21 protein-coding genes, 2 tRNA genes and 1 other RNA gene are annotated in these 17,534 nt (G+C 73.3%); 15 read left to right on the plus strand and 9 right to left on the minus strand.

Going from position 1 to position 17,534, the window contains the following annotated elements; all coding sequences use genetic code 11:
* Positions 1 to 42: 42 nt before the first annotated feature.
* Positions 43 to 141, minus strand: an RNA gene (ffs, locus tag ABT296_RS02240) — signal recognition particle sRNA small type.
* Positions 142 to 213: 72 nt separating this feature from the next.
* Between ffs and ABT296_RS02245 the strand changes: the two genes are divergently transcribed.
* Positions 214 to 301 (plus strand) — tRNA-Ser (locus tag ABT296_RS02245).
* A gap of 108 nt (positions 302 to 409) precedes the next feature.
* Here ABT296_RS02245 and ABT296_RS02250 read toward each other — a convergent pair.
* Positions 410 to 2,059, minus strand: coding sequence for a hypothetical protein (locus ABT296_RS02250; RefSeq protein WP_351922463.1), 1,650 nt, complete (start codon positions 2,057 to 2,059; stop codon positions 410 to 412).
* A gap of 303 nt (positions 2,060 to 2,362) precedes the next feature.
* Here ABT296_RS02250 and ABT296_RS02255 point away from each other — a divergent pair, with 303 nt between their 5' ends.
* A complete protein-coding gene (locus ABT296_RS02255) occupies positions 2,363 to 2,875 on the plus strand; it encodes a DUF4396 domain-containing protein (RefSeq protein WP_502977158.1) in 513 nt (170 codons plus the stop codon).
* Positions 2,876 to 2,911: 36 nt separating this feature from the next.
* Here ABT296_RS02255 and ABT296_RS02260 read toward each other — a convergent pair whose 3' ends face one another.
* The 5 genes from ABT296_RS02260 to ABT296_RS02280 form a co-directional block, all read right to left on the minus strand.
* Positions 2,912 to 4,651 carry a copper resistance CopC/CopD family protein gene (locus ABT296_RS02260; protein ID WP_351922885.1) on the minus strand — a complete coding sequence of 580 codons (1,740 nt, stop codon included), beginning with the start codon at positions 4,649 to 4,651 and terminating at the stop codon, positions 2,912 to 2,914.
* A gap of 130 nt (positions 4,652 to 4,781) precedes the next feature.
* Entirely contained in the window at positions 4,782 to 5,531 is a 750-nt protein-coding gene (locus ABT296_RS02265) for an SDR family NAD(P)-dependent oxidoreductase (RefSeq protein WP_351922465.1), read from the minus strand.
* Entirely contained in the window at positions 5,528 to 6,007 is a 480-nt protein-coding gene (locus ABT296_RS02270) for a cupin domain-containing protein (RefSeq protein WP_351922466.1), read from the minus strand. Before ABT296_RS02270 ends, ABT296_RS02265 begins: the two co-directional genes overlap by 4 nt.
* Positions 6,004 to 6,603, minus strand: a complete 600-nt coding sequence (locus tag ABT296_RS02275; RefSeq protein WP_351922467.1) for a GNAT family N-acetyltransferase — start codon at positions 6,601 to 6,603, stop codon at positions 6,004 to 6,006. The genes ABT296_RS02270 and ABT296_RS02275 overlap by 4 nt, the downstream gene beginning before the upstream one ends.
* Entirely contained in the window at positions 6,596 to 8,650 is a 2,055-nt protein-coding gene (locus ABT296_RS02280) for a penicillin acylase family protein (protein WP_351922468.1), read from the minus strand. The genes ABT296_RS02275 and ABT296_RS02280 overlap by 8 nt, the downstream gene beginning before the upstream one ends.
* Before the next feature lie 89 nt (positions 8,651 to 8,739).
* On the opposite strand from ABT296_RS02280, the gene ABT296_RS02285 reads away from it, so the two are divergent.
* The 5 genes from ABT296_RS02285 (at position 8,740) to ABT296_RS02305 (ending at position 11,385) form a co-directional block, all read left to right on the plus strand.
* On the plus strand, positions 8,740 to 9,447 hold the full coding sequence (locus tag ABT296_RS02285) for a siderophore-interacting protein (RefSeq protein ID WP_351922469.1): 708 nt from the start codon (positions 8,740 to 8,742) through the stop codon (positions 9,445 to 9,447).
* Between the two features lie 48 nt (positions 9,448 to 9,495).
* Positions 9,496 to 10,089, plus strand: coding sequence for an HhH-GPD-type base excision DNA repair protein (locus ABT296_RS02290; RefSeq protein WP_351922470.1), 594 nt, complete (start codon positions 9,496 to 9,498; stop codon positions 10,087 to 10,089).
* Between the two features lie 61 nt (positions 10,090 to 10,150).
* Positions 10,151 to 10,819: an HdeD family acid-resistance protein gene (locus ABT296_RS02295; protein ID WP_351922471.1), complete on the plus strand. Its 669-nt coding sequence runs from the start codon at positions 10,151 to 10,153 to the stop codon at positions 10,817 to 10,819.
* 79 nt (positions 10,820 to 10,898) lie between these two features.
* The gene (locus tag ABT296_RS02300; RefSeq protein WP_351922472.1) at positions 10,899 to 11,198 is read left to right on the plus strand and encodes a hypothetical protein; all 300 of its coding nucleotides are present in this window, start codon (positions 10,899 to 10,901) and stop codon (positions 11,196 to 11,198) included.
* A gap of 52 nt (positions 11,199 to 11,250) precedes the next feature.
* Positions 11,251 to 11,385: a hypothetical protein gene (locus ABT296_RS02305; RefSeq protein WP_351922473.1), complete on the plus strand. Its 135-nt coding sequence runs from the start codon at positions 11,251 to 11,253 to the stop codon at positions 11,383 to 11,385.
* A 184-nt stretch (positions 11,386 to 11,569) separates the two neighbouring features.
* On the opposite strand, the gene ABT296_RS02310 is transcribed toward ABT296_RS02305, so the two are convergent.
* Complete coding sequence (locus ABT296_RS02310) at positions 11,570 to 13,180, minus strand: helicase HerA-like domain-containing protein (protein WP_351922474.1); 1,611 nt, start codon at positions 13,178 to 13,180, stop codon at positions 11,570 to 11,572.
* A 104-nt stretch (positions 13,181 to 13,284) separates the two neighbouring features.
* On the opposite strand from ABT296_RS02310, the gene ABT296_RS02315 reads away from it, so the two are divergent.
* Positions 13,285 to 13,581 (plus strand): type II toxin-antitoxin system VapB family antitoxin, encoded by a 297-nt coding sequence (locus ABT296_RS02315; protein ID WP_030420160.1) that lies wholly within the window; start codon positions 13,285 to 13,287, stop codon positions 13,579 to 13,581.
* 148 nt (positions 13,582 to 13,729) lie between these two features.
* Positions 13,730 to 14,344 carry a LytR C-terminal domain-containing protein gene (locus ABT296_RS02320; RefSeq protein WP_351922887.1) on the plus strand — a complete coding sequence of 205 codons (615 nt, stop codon included), beginning with the start codon at positions 13,730 to 13,732 and terminating at the stop codon, positions 14,342 to 14,344.
* A gap of 158 nt (positions 14,345 to 14,502) precedes the next feature.
* Here the strand turns inward: ABT296_RS02320 and upp are convergent, their stop codons facing one another.
* Positions 14,503 to 15,138, minus strand: a complete 636-nt coding sequence (gene upp / locus ABT296_RS02325; RefSeq protein ID WP_351922475.1) for a uracil phosphoribosyltransferase — start codon at positions 15,136 to 15,138, stop codon at positions 14,503 to 14,505.
* Positions 15,139 to 15,231: 93 nt separating this feature from the next.
* Between upp and ABT296_RS02330 the strand changes: the two genes are divergently transcribed.
* The 6 genes from ABT296_RS02330 (at position 15,232) to ABT296_RS02355 (ending at position 17,421) form a co-directional block, all read left to right on the plus strand.
* The gene (locus ABT296_RS02330) at positions 15,232 to 15,417 is read left to right on the plus strand and encodes a hypothetical protein (RefSeq protein WP_351922476.1); all 186 of its coding nucleotides are present in this window, start codon (positions 15,232 to 15,234) and stop codon (positions 15,415 to 15,417) included.
* A gap of 230 nt (positions 15,418 to 15,647) precedes the next feature.
* Entirely contained in the window at positions 15,648 to 16,166 is a 519-nt protein-coding gene (locus tag ABT296_RS02335) for a tRNA adenosine deaminase-associated protein (RefSeq protein WP_351922477.1), read from the plus strand.
* A gap of 56 nt (positions 16,167 to 16,222) precedes the next feature.
* Positions 16,223 to 16,654 (plus strand): tRNA adenosine(34) deaminase TadA, encoded by a 432-nt coding sequence (gene tadA / locus ABT296_RS02340; RefSeq protein ID WP_351922478.1) that lies wholly within the window; start codon positions 16,223 to 16,225, stop codon positions 16,652 to 16,654.
* Positions 16,655 to 16,709: 55 nt separating this feature from the next.
* Positions 16,710 to 16,794, plus strand: a tRNA-Ser gene (locus ABT296_RS02345).
* A 157-nt stretch (positions 16,795 to 16,951) separates the two neighbouring features.
* On the plus strand, positions 16,952 to 17,128 hold the full coding sequence (locus ABT296_RS02350; protein WP_351922479.1) for a hypothetical protein: 177 nt from the start codon (positions 16,952 to 16,954) through the stop codon (positions 17,126 to 17,128).
* Positions 17,128 to 17,421, plus strand: a complete 294-nt coding sequence (locus ABT296_RS02355) for a Dabb family protein (RefSeq protein WP_351922889.1) — start codon at positions 17,128 to 17,130, stop codon at positions 17,419 to 17,421. The genes ABT296_RS02350 and ABT296_RS02355 overlap by 1 nt, the downstream gene beginning before the upstream one ends.
* The last annotated feature ends 113 nt before the right edge of the window (positions 17,422 to 17,534 follow it).

The raw sequence follows: 17,534 nt of genomic DNA on the forward strand, positions 1-17,534 counted from the left end.
CCTACGAGGTTATAGGCGCCCACTGACATCCCGGCCCACGGGAACGCAAGCGCCCCCCACGCACCCGCCAGAGCCGACCTACCCTTGCTGCCTTCCGGCCCTGGGGGAGTTCAGTCAGATAGCGCCGCGTGAGGGGCTCCGCACAGAGTACCCGACGTCAGGGGGTGGGAACGAGTTCGCGAGCACTCCCCTCGGTCATGTAATGTTCCGAGCGGAGGATTCGCCTAGAGGCCTAGGGCGCACGCTTGGAAAGCGTGTTGGGGGCAACCCCTCACGAGTTCGAATCTCGTATCCTCCGCCAGTGCCTCACCGGGCACGATGTCGAAGGGCCCCACCGTTCGCGGTGGGGCCCTTCGACGTTGGTGGACGCGGTTGGCGATCCGGGGCTCGGGCCGAGGCCCGTCGGGCGCTACCGGTCCGCCGATGGGTCGGCCTCGGCGTCAGGGCCCGCCTCGGTGTCAGGGTCCGTCTCGGTGTCAGGGTCCGCCTGCGGGGCGCGGATCGCCGCTCGCTGGGACGCGAGTCTGCGGTGCAGTTCCAGGAGCCAGTCCGGCGGGTCGTGGAAAAGGGCGGCGAGTTCGCCGACGGTGCGCACGTCCAGGTCCTGCGCGTCGCCCGTGGCGTGCGAGATCTGGAGGGCTTTGGTGACCTGGGCGGGCTGCAGCCGCTCGGTGGGCGGTTTGGCCAGAGTCCGCTCCGCCCGGGTCGAGATCAGCATGTGCGGATGGGGCGGACCGGCGCAGGGGGCCGTTCCGGCGGAGACGGGTGCCGCCCCGGCCGTCGCCCCAGCCGTCGCCTCGGTCTTCGTGGTGGACGCTCGCGCCAGGTGGCGTGCCCGACTGGCCGCTCGCTGGGCCGCCAGGGTCTGGTGGTGGCCGACCAGCCACCGCGGCGGCGTGGCGAAGACCGCCCGGAGTTCACGGACGTTCCTGACCACCAGTCCGCGGGCTTCGAACGTCCCCGGCGCCATCTGGAGTGCCTTGCCCACCTGCGTGGCGGTCAGCTTCCGGTCGGGGGAGAGCGACAACAGGCCCTGTGCCCTGACCGACACGAGCAGGCCGGGGTGCGGGGGTGACGGCGGCGCCGTGCGCTGGGCCGGCATGACCGCGGGGGTGACGGCGGGGCGCCGCTGTTCGGCGAAGGTGATCAGTTTGGTGACCGCGCTGTCCGGGATGTGGTCCCAGCGGGGTCCGGGACGGTGGTTGGGGCGGGCGGTGGGCTGGTGGTAGCGCATCGGCAGCCGCCAGCCCTCGTGCCGGGCCAACCGGGAGGCGACCCGGGCCTCGGCCTCCGGAACACCGCCCTTGACCGTCAGCATGTCCATCAGACGGCCTTCCGGCGTGTCCGAGCACTGCTCGCACTGATCGCAGATCCGCCAGACGCGGCCCCGGATCTCCAGTTCGACGGCGTCCGCCGGGGCCGGGCCACCGCAGTAGGCGCAGCCCCACGCCGTATGCGCGGCGACCGTGGGCCGGACCGTGCGCGGAAGCGGGGCGACCGGCGGCAGGTCGCTCAGGAGCCCCTCCAGGACGGCCAGTTCGGGCGGCAGTGACTCATCGGGATGCGGCGTCCGGGGCGCTGCCGTACGCAGTGACAGGGGCTGGGGAGCCAGCGGGCGCAACCCCAGAAGCACACGCATCGCGTCCACCCGTGCCTCGTCGGCGATCGGGTGGCCGGCCACCGTGCCGTAGACCTGGGGCCGCCGTTCGGCCACGCACAGCGCGTCGGTGGCCTCCGCCAGGAGACCGCCGGGGATACGGCGCTTCTCCGCCGCCGCCGCGACCAGGGGCAGGATCTTGCGGATCTCCGGTCCGTCCATGGCCAACAGGATGCGGTGGGCGGCCTGCACACCCTGGTCGCCGACCTGCTCCCTGCCCGGCCAGCTCCGCAGGGAGGCGCACGCGGTCGCCAGGTACTTGAACGCCTCGCGGCGGCACTGGGCCGCGTAGCGGACACGGTTCGCCTTCTCCGCCGGGCCGGCCTCACGGACCCGCCGTCGGGTGTCCTCCACCCTCGCGGCCCACTGCTCCAGTCCGGCCCGGATCTCCTTGGTCAGCATTCCGGTCCACGGGTCGCCCCGGCGACGCGGCCGCATCCCGCTAGACGGCCGCGTGGGACGCCCTCCACCGTCCGGAACCGGTCGGTGGGGCGATGAACCGCGGGAGCAGCCATGACGGAGAAGTCCTCCTGGTGGGGACGCCGGGCGAAAGCGGCCTCATGGTGGACCATGCCGCCCGGTCCTGACGGCGGCACTCGGCAGAGATCACCCGTCCGAGTGGAATGGAATACCCCAGGGGGGTATATGGTTGCCTGCGGTGGGCCCGGGAACCCGGGCCGCGGCAGGGGAAATGGGGACGCAGTCATGGATCACCACGGCGCTCACCACACAGGTCACGCGGGCGAGCACATGAGGCACGCGGACCACGACGGCCACTCCCCCGGCGCCTCCTGGGGCATGGCCGTGCGGGCCACGCTGCACTGCCTCACCGGGTGTGCCGTCGGCGAGATCCTCGGCATGGTGATCGGCACCGCCCTGGGCTGGGGGAACGCGCCGACCATGGTCCTGGCGATCACGCTGGCGTTCCTGTTCGGGTACTCCTTCACCCTGTTCGCCGTGGTGCGCGCCGGGCTGGGGCTCAGGTCCGCCGTCAAGGTCGCGCTGGCCGCCGACACCGTCTCCATCGCCGTGATGGAGCTGGTGGACAACACGATCATCGCGCTCACGCCCGGGGCGATGGAGGCCCATCTGGACGAGGGCCTGTTCTGGGGTGCCCTGCTGGGCGGGTTCGCCGTGGCGTTCGTCGTCACCACGCCCGTCAACAAGTGGATGATCGGGCGCGGCAAGGGGCACGCCGTCGTGCACGCCCACCACTGACCGCCCGGAGCCCCGGCAGCGCGGTGGGCCGGCGGCTCAGCGGACGTCGACCCGCCGCTCCACGCTGACCTGGTCGATGTCCGAGACCCGCACCGTGACCTTCATGGTCCAGGTGCCGGCCAGGGGGAGCTTGACGAAGCTGTTGGCCCAGTAGCCGCCCTGGTCGGTGAGGCCGGCGTCGAGGGGGCCGATGTCCTGGGCGGGCAGCGTGAAGGTGACCTTCAGCTCGGGCACCGAGGTCAGGCCGCCGTCCGCGCCGATCACCACGGCCTGGAGCGAGTTGTCGCCGACCCGGCCCGGGGCGAGGGCGATCTCGACCTTGCCGGTGCCGCCCGGGGTGCCGACGTCGAAGGGGACGGTGAGGCCGACCGTGCCGCCGGGCGGGGGCGCGGCGGCGGCCGCTGCCGCCTCGGCCTCGGCCCGCCCCGGCAGGGTCCCGGTGAGCACGGTGGTGACCACCAGCACCACGACGCCGAGGGCCACCTCGGCCAGCACCGAGCGGCGCAGCGCGCTCCGGCGGTGACCGGCGGGCGGCGGCGGGGGCGGCGCCTCGGGCAGGGACGGAGCCCCGACGGTCTCCGGCACCTTCTCCCGTACGACCGCCTCGGTCACGAGCGTCGCGTCCGCCGCGGCCCGCGTGGTCCAGCGGCGGGAGAGGGCCGCCGCGGCGAGGAGCAGTGCCACCACGGCCAGTTTCAGGAGCAGGAGCCTGCCGTACGGGGAGCCGGTGAGCGCCGTCCAGGAGCCGAGGCCGCGCCAGGACTGGTAGACGCCGGTGACGACGAGGACGGTCACCGAGGCGAAGGCGAGCCGGGAGAACCGGGTGACGGTGCCGGGGGACGGCGGCGGCGTCCGGAACAGGGTGAGGAGCAGGGCCGCGAGCCCGCCGAGCCAGACCGCGGTCGCCAGCAGGTGCAGGACCGAGGAGGTCATGGCCACCGGCACCTGGAGGCCGGCGGAGGCGTGGTCCGAGGCCGCCCAGGTCAGCGCCAGTCCGACGGCCAGGACCGCGCCCGCGCAGGCGTCGGCGCGGCCCCAGGTCCAGCCGCGCCGGGACTGCCGCAGGAGCAGGGCGGCGGTGAGCAGGAGCAGGGCGAGGCGGACCAGCAGGACCACGCCGGGGCGGCCGGTGAGGGTGCGGGTCAGGGCGTCGGCGTCGAGGGCGGCGGCGGGGCCCTCGCCGGTCTCGTAGGGGGCGCGCAGGAGGAGCAGGACGCAGGTGGCGGCGGCCAGGGTCCACCAGCCGGCCAGGAGCGGCCGGCGCAGGGGGGCCGGGTCCGGCGGGCGGCAGACGGCGAGGAAGACGGCCGTGCCGATGAGCAGGGAGACCGCGAGGTAGGCCAGGTAGCGGGCCATCTTGTGCAGGGCGGCGGTCGCCGGGTCCTCGGCGGGGCCGGTGTCCAGGGCGGCCGGGGTGGGTGAGGGCTTGCCGACGGAGAAGGTGAACGCGCCGGACACCGGGTGGCTGTCGGCGGAGACGACCCGCCAGGCCACGGTGTAGGTGCCCTCGTCCATGGCGCGGGGCAGGGTGACCCGGGCGGCGGACTTCCCCGCGTGCTCGGCGTCGCCCAGGGTCAGCCGCCGGCCGTCGGGGCCGACGACGCGGACGGAGTCGTCGAGGAGGCCGACGGACTCGGTGAAGGTCAGGGTGAGCTGACGGGGGGCCGTGGGCAGGACGGATCCGTCGGCGGGGTCGGTGCCGCTGAGGGCGGCGTGCGCCGACGCCGTTCCCGCGCCGCCGAGGACGAGCAGGACCAGCAGGGCGCCCAGCAGCACCAGCCCTTGAACTCCGCGCCGTCCGACCACGTCGTCTCCTCGCCCTCCGCGCTCCCGGCGTCTTCCCCGGTCCCCGCGTCTTCCCCGGTCTCAGCCACGTGGACATGTACGTACGCCACGTCCCGGCCGCTCACCAGGTGGGTCGGGCCGACACCCCTCCGTCCACCACCAGGTCGTGGCCGGTGATCCAGGAGGCCATGCCGGAGGCCAGGAAGACGCACGCGTCGCCCACGTCCTCCGGGCGTCCGAGGCGTCCCACCGCCGACGCCCGCCGCCATCGCCGTACCCCCTCCGGCCAGGCGTCCGCCAGACCGTCCCGTTCGATCAGGCCGGGCGAGACCGTGTTGACCCGGATCCCGACGGAACCGTACTCCAGGGCCGCGGAGCGGGCGTGCATGACCACCGCCGCCTTCGCGGCGGCGTAGTGGGCGTGGCCCTCGGCGGGCATCCGGGCCTCGACGGAGGCGATGTGGGTCACCGTGCCGCCGCCGCCCGCCCGCATGATCTCCGCGGCCTCCCGGGTGCAGGCGAACACGGTCGTCAGGTTGGCGTCGAGCACCGCGCGCCATTCGGCGGCCGTCGTCCGGGACAGTTCCCGCACGGGTTGCGCGCCCGCGTTGTTGACCAGCGCCGTCAGCCGTCCGCCGCCGAACTCGGCGGCCTCCCGCACCACCCGCCGGCACTGCTCCTCGTCGGTCAGATCGCCCCTGAGCACCACGGACCCGCCGATCTCCTCGGCCAGTTCACGCGTGGCCGCGACCGAGGTCCGGCAGTGGAGGGCCACGGCGGCGCCCTCTGCGGCGAAGCGCCGGGCGATGCCCCGGCCGATGCCGCCGCCGGCCCCGGTGATCAGGGCGACCTGGCCCTGGAGCAGCTTCATGGGCGGCACAGTCGCACGATCCGCTCGGCCTCGTGGGGATAGCGGGCCAGCAGGTGCCGCGCGTCGCCGTGCTCGTAGTCCTCGTAGGTGAAGCCGGGTGCCATCGTGCAGCCGAAGAAGGTGAACCTGCCGCCCGGTGCGACCCGCGCGCCCATCCAGGTGCCGGCCGGGACGGTCAGCTGCGGTTGCTGGCCGTGCGGTATGTCCGGGCCGAGGGCGATCGTGCGGGAGCCGCCGTCGGGGTCGAGCAGCAGCAGCTCCAGCGGATCGCCGAGGTAGAAGTGCCAGACCTCGTCTCCGCCCAGCCGGTGCAGGGCGGAGAAGTCGTCCGGCTCGGCGGTGAGCAGGGCGACTATGGCGGTGCCCGCGGGCCGGCCGTCCGGTCCCGCGGGCCCCTCCCAGGTACGGCGGAACAGGCCGCCCTCGCGCGGAATGGGCTCCAGGCCGTAATGGGCGACGAGGTCCTCGGGGGTCACCCGGGGAAGGCTACCTCCCGGCGCAGGAAGGCCAGTTGGGCCTTCTTCTCGGGCAGGTACACGTCCGGGAGGTCGATCTCGGGGAGGGTGACCACCGGGCCCTCGTCGAAGCCCTGACGCAGGAAGCGGGCGACGGCACGGTCGTTGGAGACGTCGGGGTCGACGACGACCCGCCGCCGGTCGAGGCCGACCAGGACGTAGTGGGTGAGCGCGGTGAGCAGCGCGCCGGTCCAGCCGGGGCGGCCGCCCGGCGAGCCGGCGGGCGCGAGCAGCAGGTGGACGCCGATGTCGCCGGGCTCCACGTCGTAGCACTCGCCGACCCGGTCGGCCTCGGGCTCGTAGGTCTGGAGCAGCGCGGCAGGGACACCGTCGCGCCGGACCAGGAAGGCGTGGTGGGTGTCGAGGGTGTCCAGGTGGGCGTAGATCTCGGTGACCTGGTCGAGGGTGAGGCCGTTCATGCCCCAGAACGCGGCGCGTTCCGCACTGACCCAGGCGTGCACGACGTCGGCGTCGGCCCGCGGGTCGAGGCGCAGGACGCTCACCGTGCCGAAGCCGTCGACCGGCCGTTCGTAGAGCGTCACGCGGGGCTCAGACATCTCTTTCCTTCTCCAGTTCGTCGAAGTCCGTGACGACGGGGACCAGTTCTCCGCGCGTCCACAGGGGCAGTTGGTCGCGGTGGTGGGGGGTGCCGGGCACGCCGGAGGCGCCGAACGGCACGCTCCACAGGCTGTGTTCGCGCCGGTCGAGGTCCCACACGTAGCGGGCGGCGGGGCCGCGCGCGGCCAGGTCGGTGAGGCCGGGCACGGAGGAGGTGCACAGCACGCAGTCGTGGTCGCCGGAGAGCGCGGGCTCGTCGTGCTCGGCGGGCAGGGCACGCCAGGGGGCGAGGCGGTGGGTGTCGCCCCAGGTGCCCTCGGGGGGCCGGGCGGCGACCTCCTCCAGGGCGGCGCGCACGGCCTCGGGGCGGTCGATGCCGTACAACTCCTCGGCGCGCAGGAGGTGTTCGAGGGCGAAGCCGACGCGGGGGACGAGGGCGAGCCAGGGGAGCAGGACCTCGGGGTAGGCGGGCGGGGCGGTCAGCGCGGCGAGCGCGGGGTGGGCGGCGAGCCGCCGTACGACGCCGTGGCGCAGGGCCGCGTAGAGGGCCGCGGGCCGGCTGTCGGCGTCCATGTGGCGGTCCCAGGCGAGCAGGGTGTCGCGGGTGCGCTCCGCCTCGGCGGACAGGCCGTCGAGGGCGGCGACCCGGTCCAGCAGGGCGGCCGTGGAGGCGAGCCGGGTGTCGGTGTGGACGGCGGGCATGTCGCCGGGCGCCCAGCGCCGCCGGCCCGCGAGCAGTTCGGCGATGCGGTCGGCGCGGTGCGGCGCCGCGAACTCGACGCCGAGCGGGGTGGCCGGGCCGCGCTGGTTGGCCATCACCGCCACTCCGTCGGCGATGTCGCCGTACGGCATCTCGTGCCAGCCGCGCCACTCGTGGCCGGGTTCCCAGGCGGGGACCAGCCGGGTGCGGTTGGCGCCGGCGCGCAGCGGGACCTTTCCGGCGACGCGGTGCAGCAGGCCGCCCTCGGTGTCGGCGGCCTGGACGACGTTGACCGGTTCGGCCCACTGGTCGAAGGCGCGGTCGACGTCGGCGACGCGGCGGGCGCGCAGCAGCGGCAGCAGGGTGCCGAAGCCGAGGTCGCCGGTGACGCGGGGCGGGTAGCGCAGGCTGATGGCGCACTCGGCGTCGGAGCCGTCGTAGAGCCCTTCGGGGCCGCCGATGACGACGGGGCCCCGCCCGGTCTCGATGACCTCGATCTCGACGGGTTCCTCGCCGGCCACCTCGATCCGCTCGGTGTGCCGGGCGGCCCGGTGCCAGACGCCGTCCGGGCCGAGGGCCTCCACGCCGGCGCCGGTGCGGCGCAGCCGTTCCCGGTAGAGGTCCTGGTAGTCGGCCATGGCGTTGGTGATGGACCAGGCGACGGTGCCGGTGTGCCCGAAGTGGGCGATGCCGGGGACGCCGGGGACGGCGAGGCCGACGACGTCGAACTCGGGGCAGGAGAGGTGGATCTGCTGGTAGACGCCGGCGTCCTCGATGAACCGGTGCGGGTCGCCGGCGACGATGGGCCGGCCGGTGACCGTGCGGTCGCCGCCGACCAGCCAGCCGTTGCTGCCGGAGGTGCCGGGGCCGTCGACGGCGAACAGGCCGACGGCCTCCTCGCCGAGGTGCCGCACCGCCTCCTCGCGCCAGAGCTTGGCGGGGAAGCCGGCGAACAGGATGTGCACGCCGAGCCAGATCCCGAAGGGGGTCCAGGGCTCCCAGTGACCGGGGGTGCCGAGCGGCAGGGAGGTCTCGGCGAGCCCTTCGTTGACGCCGTCGACGTAGGCCCTGATCCAGTCGGCCGTCTCGGTGTCCCCGCGCTCCAGCGCGGCCCAGCAGCGCCGGGCGGTGTCGTCGATCCGGGCCTGCCGGACGAAGCGGTCCCAGGGCAGGGACTCGGCGCCGAGCAGGGCGGCGGAGGTGCCCTCGGCTCGGCGCCGCTCCACCTCCAGCTGCCAGGCCCGGTCGAGGGCGGTCACCCGGCCCTGGGCGCGGGCGAGTTCGCGGACACCGTCCGCGCGCAGATGTGGGATGCCCCAGGCGTCGCGGTGGATCGCTGCGGTCACCTGTCACCCTCCTGTGCTAGTCACTGAGCTTTAGGTTAGCCTTGCCTAACTAATTCGTGGCGGAATAGTACGCGAAGGGTGAAGAGGCAATGGGGCAGGGGCACGGGTGGCAGGGCACGGTCCTGAAACTGATGGGCGCCAAGGACTTCGAGTTGACGGTCACCGGTGCCGAGGACGTCTCCTCCGCGTACCGGCGGCTGCACCTCACCGACGGCGGCCTGCTCACGGCCACCGGCGTCCATCCGACGATGTGGGTCCGGCTCTGGTTCGACAACGGCGGCAAGCCGCACCAGCGGGCCTACACCCTGGTCGACCCCGACCCCGAAGCCGGCACCTTCAGCCTGGAGTTCGCGCTCCACGAAGGGTGCGCCAGTGACTGGGCGCGGGCGGCGAAGGCCGGGCACACCATCGAGGCGACGGTCCAGGGCACGGGCTTCCAGCGGCCCCGGCCCGAGCCCACGCACGTCTTCGCGATGGCCGACCCCGCTTCGCTGCCCGCGCTCAACTCCCTGCTGGACGAACTGGGTTCGGTCCCGGCCACGATCTGGTTCGAGGGCGACCCCGACGGCCTGCCCTACCGGGGCGACCCGTCCCGGCACGAGCTGCGCCGGGTCGCCCGCCACCAACTCGCCGACGCCGTACGCGCGGACCTCCCCGGTCCGCTGGCCGACACCGAGCACCCGTACGTCTGGATCGCCTGCGACACCCTGACGACCCGGACCCTGTCGACGTACGCCCGCAAGGAACTCGGCGTGGCCAAGGAGCGGATGCACGCGCTCGGGTACTGGCGGCCCTGACCCGACGGTGGAGAGGTGGCCCCCGGCGCCCGGGGGCATCATCGGCCCATGGACGTCACCCTTCACCTCGCCCAGGAACCGGAAGCCGACGAACTGCTCGGGCGCAGCCCGCTCGCCGCGCTGGTCGGGATGCTGCTGGACCAGCAGGTCCCGATGGAGTGGGCGTTCAAGGGCCCCCGGACGATCGCGGACCGGCTCGGCGCGGACGACCTCGACGCCCATGACATCGCCGTGCAGGACCCGGAGGTCTTCTCGGCCCTGCTCGCGCAGAAGCCGGCCGTGCACCGCTACCCGGGGTCCATGGCCAAGCGCGTCCAGCAGCTGTGCCAGTACCTCGTCGACCACTACGACGGCAACGCCGAACTGGTCTGGAAGGGCGTGCCGGACGGCAGGGAGCTGCTGCGGCGCCTCGAGGGGCTGCCCGGCTTCGGCAAGCAGAAGGCGCAGATCTTCCTGGCGCTGCTGGGCAAGCAGCTCGGCGTGGCCCCCAAGGGCTGGCGGGAGGCCGCGGGCGCCTACGGCGAGCGCAGGTCCTTCCGTTCGGTGGCGGACATCACCGGACCGGAGTCGCTGGCGAAGGTGCGGGCCCACAAGCAGGAGATGAAGGCGGCCGCGAAGGCGGCGAAGGCCGCCGGGAAGTAGCCGTACGTCGTCCAGCCCCGCTCGGGTGGCAGCCGCCCGGCGCCCGGTTCGAGCATGAACCATGAGCGAGGCACCGTCCGGCCGCTCCCCGGGGCCGGAGTACGACGACCGCAGGGTCCACGCGCGGCACCCGCTGCCGCGCGGCGGCCCCGAACCCGAACCGCCGTTCGAGAGGCCGCTCGCCCTGCTGTCCCGCGCGGCCTGGCGGACCGTCCTGGCGGCCGGCGCCCTCTCCCTGGTCCTCGGGGTGCTCGTCCTGGTCTGGCCCGACGCCTCCCTGCTCGTCGCCGGTGTGCTGTTCGGCCTCTACCTGCTGGTCGGCGGGCTCCTCCAGCTCGTCGCCGCGTTCGGCACCCACCGCACCGCCTCGCTGCGCGTACTGGCCTTCGTCAGCGGCGCCCTGGCGGTGCTGCTCGGACTGTTCTGCTTCCGCGGCCCCATGCGCTCGATCCTGCTGCTCGGGCTGTGGATCGGCATCGGGTGGGTGGTCCGCGGGATCACCCAGACCCTGGCCGCCGCCTGCGACCCGGCCGTGCCGGCCCGCGCCTGGCAGGAGTTCCTCGGCATCGTCACCTTCATCGCCGGGATCGTGCTGATCGTCTCGCCGGTGGAGTCGGTCGCCGTGCTCACCCTCGTCGGCGGCTGCTGGCTGGTCGTGGTCGGCGTCGTCGAGATCGTCACCGGGCTGCGGGTGCGCGCCCGTGTCCGACGGCTCCCGCGCGCCCTGTGACCGGCGCCGATACGCCGTGCGGGCGGTTCTCGGGCGCGGCGCGATGGGCGGCCCGACCCGGCCGGGGAGATGACCTTCCGTGAGCACCGCCCGAGGGATCCCGCCCGGCCGCGCCTGGCTGCGGGCCTTCGTCCTGCTGCTCGCCCTGTGCGTACCGGCGGCCCCCGCCGGCTCCCCCGCCGCCCCCGTCGCCGCGGCCACGGAGACCATCGAGTACGACGTCCTGGACGCCGTCCCCAGACCGGCGGCCGCCCGCCGCGCGCACCGCACCGCGGCCCCGCCTCCGGCTCCCGCGCCCCGCCCCCGAGCCGTGGCACCCGTCCGCGTGCCGCGGGCGCGCACCCCGTTCGCCCGGCGCTCGGTGGTCCTGCGCTGCTGACCGGACCGGTCCCCACCGGTTCATCAGTCAGCACGAAGCGAGGAGCAGTGCCATGCCCATGGATCCCTACGCCGTCCTGCGCGCCCTGTTGCGCGCGGAGGCCGCCCGCAACGGCGGCGAGCCCAAGCCCGAGCCGCGGCCGCGGCTGAACCAGGACGAGCGGCCCGCGAGGAAGCGCGACCGCTGAACGTGGGCGGAGGCGGGCCTACCGCCTCCGCCGGACCGAGGGGGCCCAGTGCCTCCGCGGGACCGAGGCCGGCCTACCGCCTGCGCGGGGCCGAAGTGGGCCAAGCGCCTCCGCCGGGCCGAGGCTGGCCCAGCGCCTCCGCCGGGCCGAGGCCGGCCCACCGCCTGCGCGGGCCCAAGTGGGACTACCGCCTCCGCCGGGCCGTGCCGAAGACCGAGCGGGTGATCTCCCGTCCGATCTGGGTGCCGATGGAGCGGGCCAGCGACTTGAACATGCCGCTGCCGACGACCTGTTCGACCATCGACCGCTCCTCCTCGGGCTCCCTCGGCGCCGCCTTCCCCCTCGCGGCCTCCTTCCCGGGGGCCGCCGTCAGCTCGTCCGGGCCCTTGCCCGCGGGCGGCCGCCGGAGCCTCTCGTACGCCGACTCCCGGTCGACCGCCTGCGCGTACCGCCCGTACAGCGGCGACCCCGTCACCGCCTGCCGCAGCGCGTCCGGCGCGACGGGCCCCATCAGGGACTCGGGCGCGCGCAGCCGGGTCGCGGCGACCGGGGTCGGGGCGCCCTTCTCGCTGAGCACGGTCACCACGGCCTCGCCGGTGCCCAGCCCGGTGAGCAGCTCCTCCAGGTCGTAGCCGGAGTTCGGGAAGGTCCTCACGGTGGCCGCGAGCGCCTTCTGGTCGTCCGGGGTGAAGGCGCGCAGGGCGTGCTGGACACGGTTGCCGAGCTGGGCGAGGACGTCGCCGGGCACGTCCTTCGGGGTCTGCGTGACGAAGAAGACGCCGACCCCTTTCGAGCGAATCAGCCGGACGGTCTGCGTGATGGAGTCGAGGAACGCCCTGGAGGCGTCCTTGAAGAGCAGATGCGCCTCGTCGAAGAAGAAGACCAGCTTCGGCTTCTCGGCGTCGCCGACCTCGGGCAGGTCGTGGAAGAGATCGGCCAGCAGCCACATCAGGAAGGTCGAGAACAGCTGCGGCCTGTCCTGCACCGCGGGCAGCTCCAGCACCGACACCAGCCCCCGGCCGTCCGGCGCCGTACGCAGGAACTCGGCCGTGTCGAACTCCGGCTCACCGAAGAACGCGGCCATGCCCTGCGCCTCGAAGGCGGTGAGCGAGCGCAGGACGACCCCGGCCGTCGCCGTCGACAGACCGCCGATGTTCTTCAGCTCGCCCCGGCCCTCGTCCGAGGTCAGGAAGGTGACCACGGCCCGCAGGTCCTTGAGGTCGACCAGCTCCAGGCCCTTGTGGTCGGCGTAGTGGAAGATCAGGCCGAGGGACTGCTCCTGGGTCCGGTTCAGCCCCAGGACCTTCGACAGCAGCACCGGGCCGAAGCCGGTGACCGTGGCCCGCACCGGAACGCCCTCGCCGAGGCCGCCGAGGGCGTAGAACTCCGCGGGGAAGCCCGTCGCCGTCCACTTCTGGTGGACCTCGCCGGCCCGGGCGGCGACCTTGTCGTTCGCCACGCCCGGCGCCGAGATCCCGGACAGGTCGCCCTTGATGTCGGCGAGGAACACCGGCACGCCCTGCGCCGAGAGCTGCTCGGCGATCAGCTGGAGCGTCTTGGTCTTGCCGGTGCCGGTGGCGCCGGCCACCAGACCGTGGCGGGTGAGCATCGGCAGCGGGATCCGGATCTGCGCGTCGGCCAGGCACTCTCCGGCCCACATCAGGGCGCCCAGATCCAGCGCCGGGCCCGCGAAGGCGTATCCGGAGGCGATCTCCAGGGCCTCCTTCGGGAGGGCGGGCGCGCTTCCCGGCTTCTCGGGAACGGTGGCCTGCGGCACGGTCTCGCTGTCACTCATCTCGGGCCCCTGTTCCGGTTTGCCCCGCTTCGCGGCATCTTTTCCAGCGTCGCACTCCGTCGCCATGGCTGCGCCCGGAACGTCTGGACCGGTAGGCTTTCCGTGTGATCTTCAAGCGCATCGGAAACGGCAGGCCGTACCCCGACCACGGCCGGGAGAGCACCCGGCAGTGGGCGGACGTCGCGCCGCGCCCGATCCGCCTCGATCAGCTCGTGACGACCAAGGGCCAGCTCGACCTGGAGACCCTGCTCGCCGAGGACTCCACCTTCTACGGCGACCTGTTCGCGCATGTCGTCAAGTGGCAGGGCGATCTGTACCTGGAGGACGGTCTGCACCGGGCCGTGCGCGCCGCGCTGCAACAGCGCCAGGTGCTGCACGCCCGCGTACTGGAGCTGGACTGACCGGTACGGCGGCGGGCGCGGATCGCGTGGCCGCGGGGTGAAGGTTGGCCCTTTCGGGTTTTCCTGACCCCTGTCGAATGATCATCTAGTAGGCATGGCCGCCGTGGCGCACTACGCTGCGCCCATGAGCATGCTGACTCCCCCCGGCATGGGCGGCCAGTACCGCATCACGGGGGACAAGTACCCGCGGATGCGCCGCCCCCGGCGGCGCGGCAGGCTCGTTCTCCTGAGCGTCGCCTCCGTCACCGCGCTCGGCGTGCTCGGCTGGGGCACGCTGCAACTCGTCGACGTCTTCACCGGCGGCGGCGAGAAGGCGTCGGCGGCCGGGCCCAAGGCGGACTGCGCGAAGCGGGCCGCCGTGGCCTCGCCGAGCCCCGCCGCGTTGCCGAAACCCGCGCAGATCACCGTCAACGTCTTCAACGCCACGCCCGTCAGCGGGCTCGCGAAGAAGACCGCGGACGAGCTGAAGAAGCGCGGCTTCAAGATCGGTGACGTGGGCAACGCGACCAAGGAGTACGACAAGAAGGTCAAGGGGGCCGGGGTGCTGCTCGGGCCCGCGGCGGCGCTGGACACGTCGTTGCCGGTGCTCGGCGCGCAGCTGAGTGGGGCGGAGCGGCGGACCGACGGCGCGCGCAAGGGGGCCTCGGTCGATCTGATCCTCGGGAACGGGTTCAAGAAGCTCGCGTCCCAGGGGGATGCGGAGAAGGCGCTGGACGCTCTTGGGGCAGCGCGGGTTGCTGCTGCGGCTGAGAAGGGGTGCTGAGCGGGGGCTCTTCGGGTGCGGCGCCGTTTGGGCTTGTCGCGCAGTTCCCCGCGCCCCTAGGGGGGTGCCGCGAGCGGCCGTCGCTCGGGTGCCGCGGTGTTGTGGTTGAGCGCGCCGTTCCCCGCGCCCCTGGTGGGGCGCGGGCTTCGGGTGGGGTGTTACTCGGCTGCGCCGTACATGCGGTCGCCTGCGTCGCCGAGGCCCGGGACGATGTAGCCGTGTTCGTTGAGGCGTTCGTCGACCGAGGCCGTGACCACCGTTACCGGGGTGCCCGCCAGTTCTCGTTCCATGATCTCGACGCCCTCGGGGGCGGCCAGCAGGACCACCGCGGTCACGTCGTCGGCGCCGCGCTTGATCAGCTCCTGGATCGCCGCGACCAGGGTGCCGCCGGTGGCCAGCATCGGGTCCAGGACGTAGACCTGGCGCCCTGAGAGGTCCTCCGGCATGCGCGTGGCGTACGTGGACGCCTGGAGGGTCTCCTCGTTGCGGATCATGCCCATGAAGCCCACCTCGGCGGTCGGCAGCAGCCGGACCATGCCTTCGAGCATGCCGAGGCCGGCCCGCAGGATCGGCACCACCAGCGGGCGCGGGTAGGAGAGCTTGACGCCCGTGGTCCGCTCGACCGGCGTCTGGATGTCGACCTGTTCGGTGCGCACGTCACGCGTGGCCTCGTAGGCGAGCAGGGTGACCAGTTCGTCGGCGAGGCGGCGGAAGGTCGCGGAGTCGGTGCGCTGGTCGCGCAGCGTGGTGAGCTTGTGGGCGACCAGGGGGTGGTCGACGACGTGGAGACGCATGGCTCTAACAGTAACCGGGTCACCGCGTCCATCGCGCTGGCATCAAACCGCCCATCAGAGGGAAAGTGGGAGGGACGTACTGGGGGTGTGAGCATGCCTGACAGTGAGTCCCGGGAGGGCGGGACCCGGCCGGAGACCGACGCGGAACGCCGGAGGCGACGCGCCCAGTTCCTCCGGGACCTGGCCGAGGCGCGCGAGTTGCGGGACCGCGTCCAGCCCCGCCGCGCCAAGGCCGCGCGGCTGCGCCACGCCATGCGTATGCGCACCTTCCGCTGGTAGCCGTCGGCGCCTTCTTTGCCCTACTGATGCGTGCGGCACACCGCGGGCCGCGTACGATCCCGCTGGTGGACGATCAAAACGGGCGGACACAGGGAGCCGAAGACGTCCCCTGAGCGCTCCGTTTCTGCCACGATTCCGAGTGGGCGGGGCTCGGCGCACCGCACTCCCGCCCGCAACCTCCGCCGGGGGGACCCCCAACCGGCACGCCTCAGACCAGTGGGAGAGTCACGGTGTACTTCGCCGCACTGCTCGCGCGCACCGAAGACGGGTGGGAAGCGAGCGACACAGAGCTCGACAATGTGGAGTCGCTGTCCGATCTGGCCGACCTGGCCAGGGAGGCCAACCCCGACGAGGACACGGTCCTCGTCCTCATCGAGCAGGAGGAGTCCTGGTTCGGTGTCGTCCGCATAGACGGCGAGGACGACCCGCGCATCTATGTCTCCGACGCCGCCGCGGCCGCCCGCAGCAGCTACGGCGAGATCCTTCTCACCGATGAACTGCTCGGGAGGGAGCCCGGTGACGACTCCGATCTGGACTCCCTCGACCTCGACGGCACGGAGGAGCCCGACGGCGACTCCGACGACGAGGACGGCTCCGACGCCGTACCGCACAGCCCGGTCGGCGACACCGAGATCCTCGACGACCTCGGTGTCAGCGAGAAGGAGCTGAAGGCGCTGGACGCCGACGACGCGCTGGGCGCCATCGCCGAGGCGCTGGGCGCCGCGGACGTCCTGGAGACCGTCCGCTGACGCCCGCGCAGGCCACGGGTCCCCCGGACCCGGTACGCGACCCCTGGCGGTCCGCCATGCGACTCGCCCTGGACGAGGCCGAACGGGCCGTCCGGGGCGGGGACGTCCCCGTCGGCGCCGTCGTCCTGTCCCCGGACGGTACGACGGTGCTCGGCACCGGCCACAACGAACGTGAGGCCACCGGCGACCCGACCGGGCACGCGGAGGTCCTGGCCATCCGGCGGGCCGCCGCGCGGCTCGGGGAGTGGCGGCTGTCCGGCTGCACGCTCGTCGTCACGCTGGAGCCCTGCACGATGTGCGCGGGCGCGCTCGTGCAGTCCCGGGTGGACCGGGTCGTCTACGGCGCCCGGGACGAGAAGGCCGGCGCGGCGGGCTCCCTGTGGGACGTCGTGCGCGACCGGCGGCTCAACCACCGCCCCGAGGTCGTCGAGGGCGTGCTGGCGCGGGAGTGCGCCCGTCTGCTCACCGACTTCTTCCGGGGCCGCTGAACCCCGCCGGATACCGATTTCGGAGCACGGGCCCCGGTGCTGTAATGTCTCCCTCGGTAGCGTGTCCGAGCGGCCGAAGGAGCTCGCCTCGAAAGCGAGTGTGGCGCAAGTCACCGAGGGTTCAAATCCCTCCGCTACCGCTCTGGAAGGGCCCCGTCGAAAGACGGGGCCCTTCGTGCGTCCGGGCCCCCGTAACGGGTCGCTCGCATCAGGGCGTTGACCCGGGAAAAGGCGTGACGGTTACACTCACCGCCGTCAACAGGGGGCCCTTCGGGGCGACAAGGGCAGGAGGCCGCGGTGGCGGTGAATTCCAAGAAGCTCGCCGTCTACGTACTCGTGGTCTTCGTGCTCTACGTGATCATCACGGACCCGGCCAAGGCGGCCGACTACGTGCAGATAGGGTTCGAGGGCATATCGGACGCCGCCAAGGCCATCGGCGACTTCATGACGTGGATCGCCAACGGAGGAGAATGATGATCCGCCACCTGGTCCTCTTCAAGCTCAACGAGGGTGTCGAGCGGGACGACCCGCGTGTCGTGGAGGGCGAGAAGGCCTTCCGGGAACTCGACGGCAAGATCTCCGAGATCCGCTTCTGGGAGCTCGGCTGGAACCTCAGCGACCGCCCCATCGCCTACGACTTCGCGATCAACTCCGGCTTCGAGGACGCCGACGCGCTGCGCCGGTACGTCGAGCACCCCGAGCACCAGGCGGGCGTGGCCCTCTGGAAGGAGTTCGCCACCTGGGTGATCGCGGACTACGCGTACTGAGCCCGCCGCGCTCGCCGAGCACGGCCGGCAGCAGGCCCTCCGCCCGAACGGCGGGGGGCTTTTCTGCGCCCTTTAAACCACTTCGCACTCAACACGGCGTTATGCGGTGCTTG

This window comes from Streptomyces sp. NPDC000983 (assembly GCF_040299205.1).
Taxonomy (GTDB): Bacteria; Actinomycetota; Actinomycetes; order Streptomycetales; family Streptomycetaceae; genus Streptomyces.

Coding starts and splice junctions, on each gene's coding strand:
- ABT296_RS02250 (WP_351922463.1), bottom strand. CDS start 2,059: ATGCTGACCAAGGAGATCCGGGCCGGACTGGAGCAGTGGGCCGCGAGG.
- ABT296_RS02255 (WP_502977158.1), top strand. CDS start 2,363: ATGGATCACCACGGCGCTCACCACACAGGTCACGCGGGCGAGCACATG.
- ABT296_RS02265 (WP_351922465.1), bottom strand. CDS start 5,531: ATGAAGCTGCTCCAGGGCCAGGTCGCCCTGATCACCGGGGCCGGCGGC.
- ABT296_RS02275 (WP_351922467.1), bottom strand. CDS start 6,603: ATGTCTGAGCCCCGCGTGACGCTCTACGAACGGCCGGTCGACGGCTTC.
- ABT296_RS02285 (WP_351922469.1), top strand. CDS start 8,740: ATGGGGCAGGGGCACGGGTGGCAGGGCACGGTCCTGAAACTGATGGGC.
- ABT296_RS02290 (WP_351922470.1), top strand. CDS start 9,496: ATGGACGTCACCCTTCACCTCGCCCAGGAACCGGAAGCCGACGAACTG.
- ABT296_RS02295 (WP_351922471.1), top strand. CDS start 10,151: ATGAGCGAGGCACCGTCCGGCCGCTCCCCGGGGCCGGAGTACGACGAC.
- ABT296_RS02305 (WP_351922473.1), top strand. CDS start 11,251: ATGCCCATGGATCCCTACGCCGTCCTGCGCGCCCTGTTGCGCGCGGAG.
- ABT296_RS02310 (WP_351922474.1), bottom strand. CDS start 13,180: ATGAGTGACAGCGAGACCGTGCCGCAGGCCACCGTTCCCGAGAAGCCG.
- ABT296_RS02320 (WP_351922887.1), top strand. CDS start 13,730: ATGGGCGGCCAGTACCGCATCACGGGGGACAAGTACCCGCGGATGCGC.
- upp (WP_351922475.1), bottom strand. CDS start 15,138: ATGCGTCTCCACGTCGTCGACCACCCCCTGGTCGCCCACAAGCTCACC.
- ABT296_RS02330 (WP_351922476.1), top strand. CDS start 15,232: ATGCCTGACAGTGAGTCCCGGGAGGGCGGGACCCGGCCGGAGACCGAC.
- tadA (WP_351922478.1), top strand. CDS start 16,223: ATGCGACTCGCCCTGGACGAGGCCGAACGGGCCGTCCGGGGCGGGGAC.
- ABT296_RS02355 (WP_351922889.1), top strand. CDS start 17,128: ATGATCCGCCACCTGGTCCTCTTCAAGCTCAACGAGGGTGTCGAGCGG.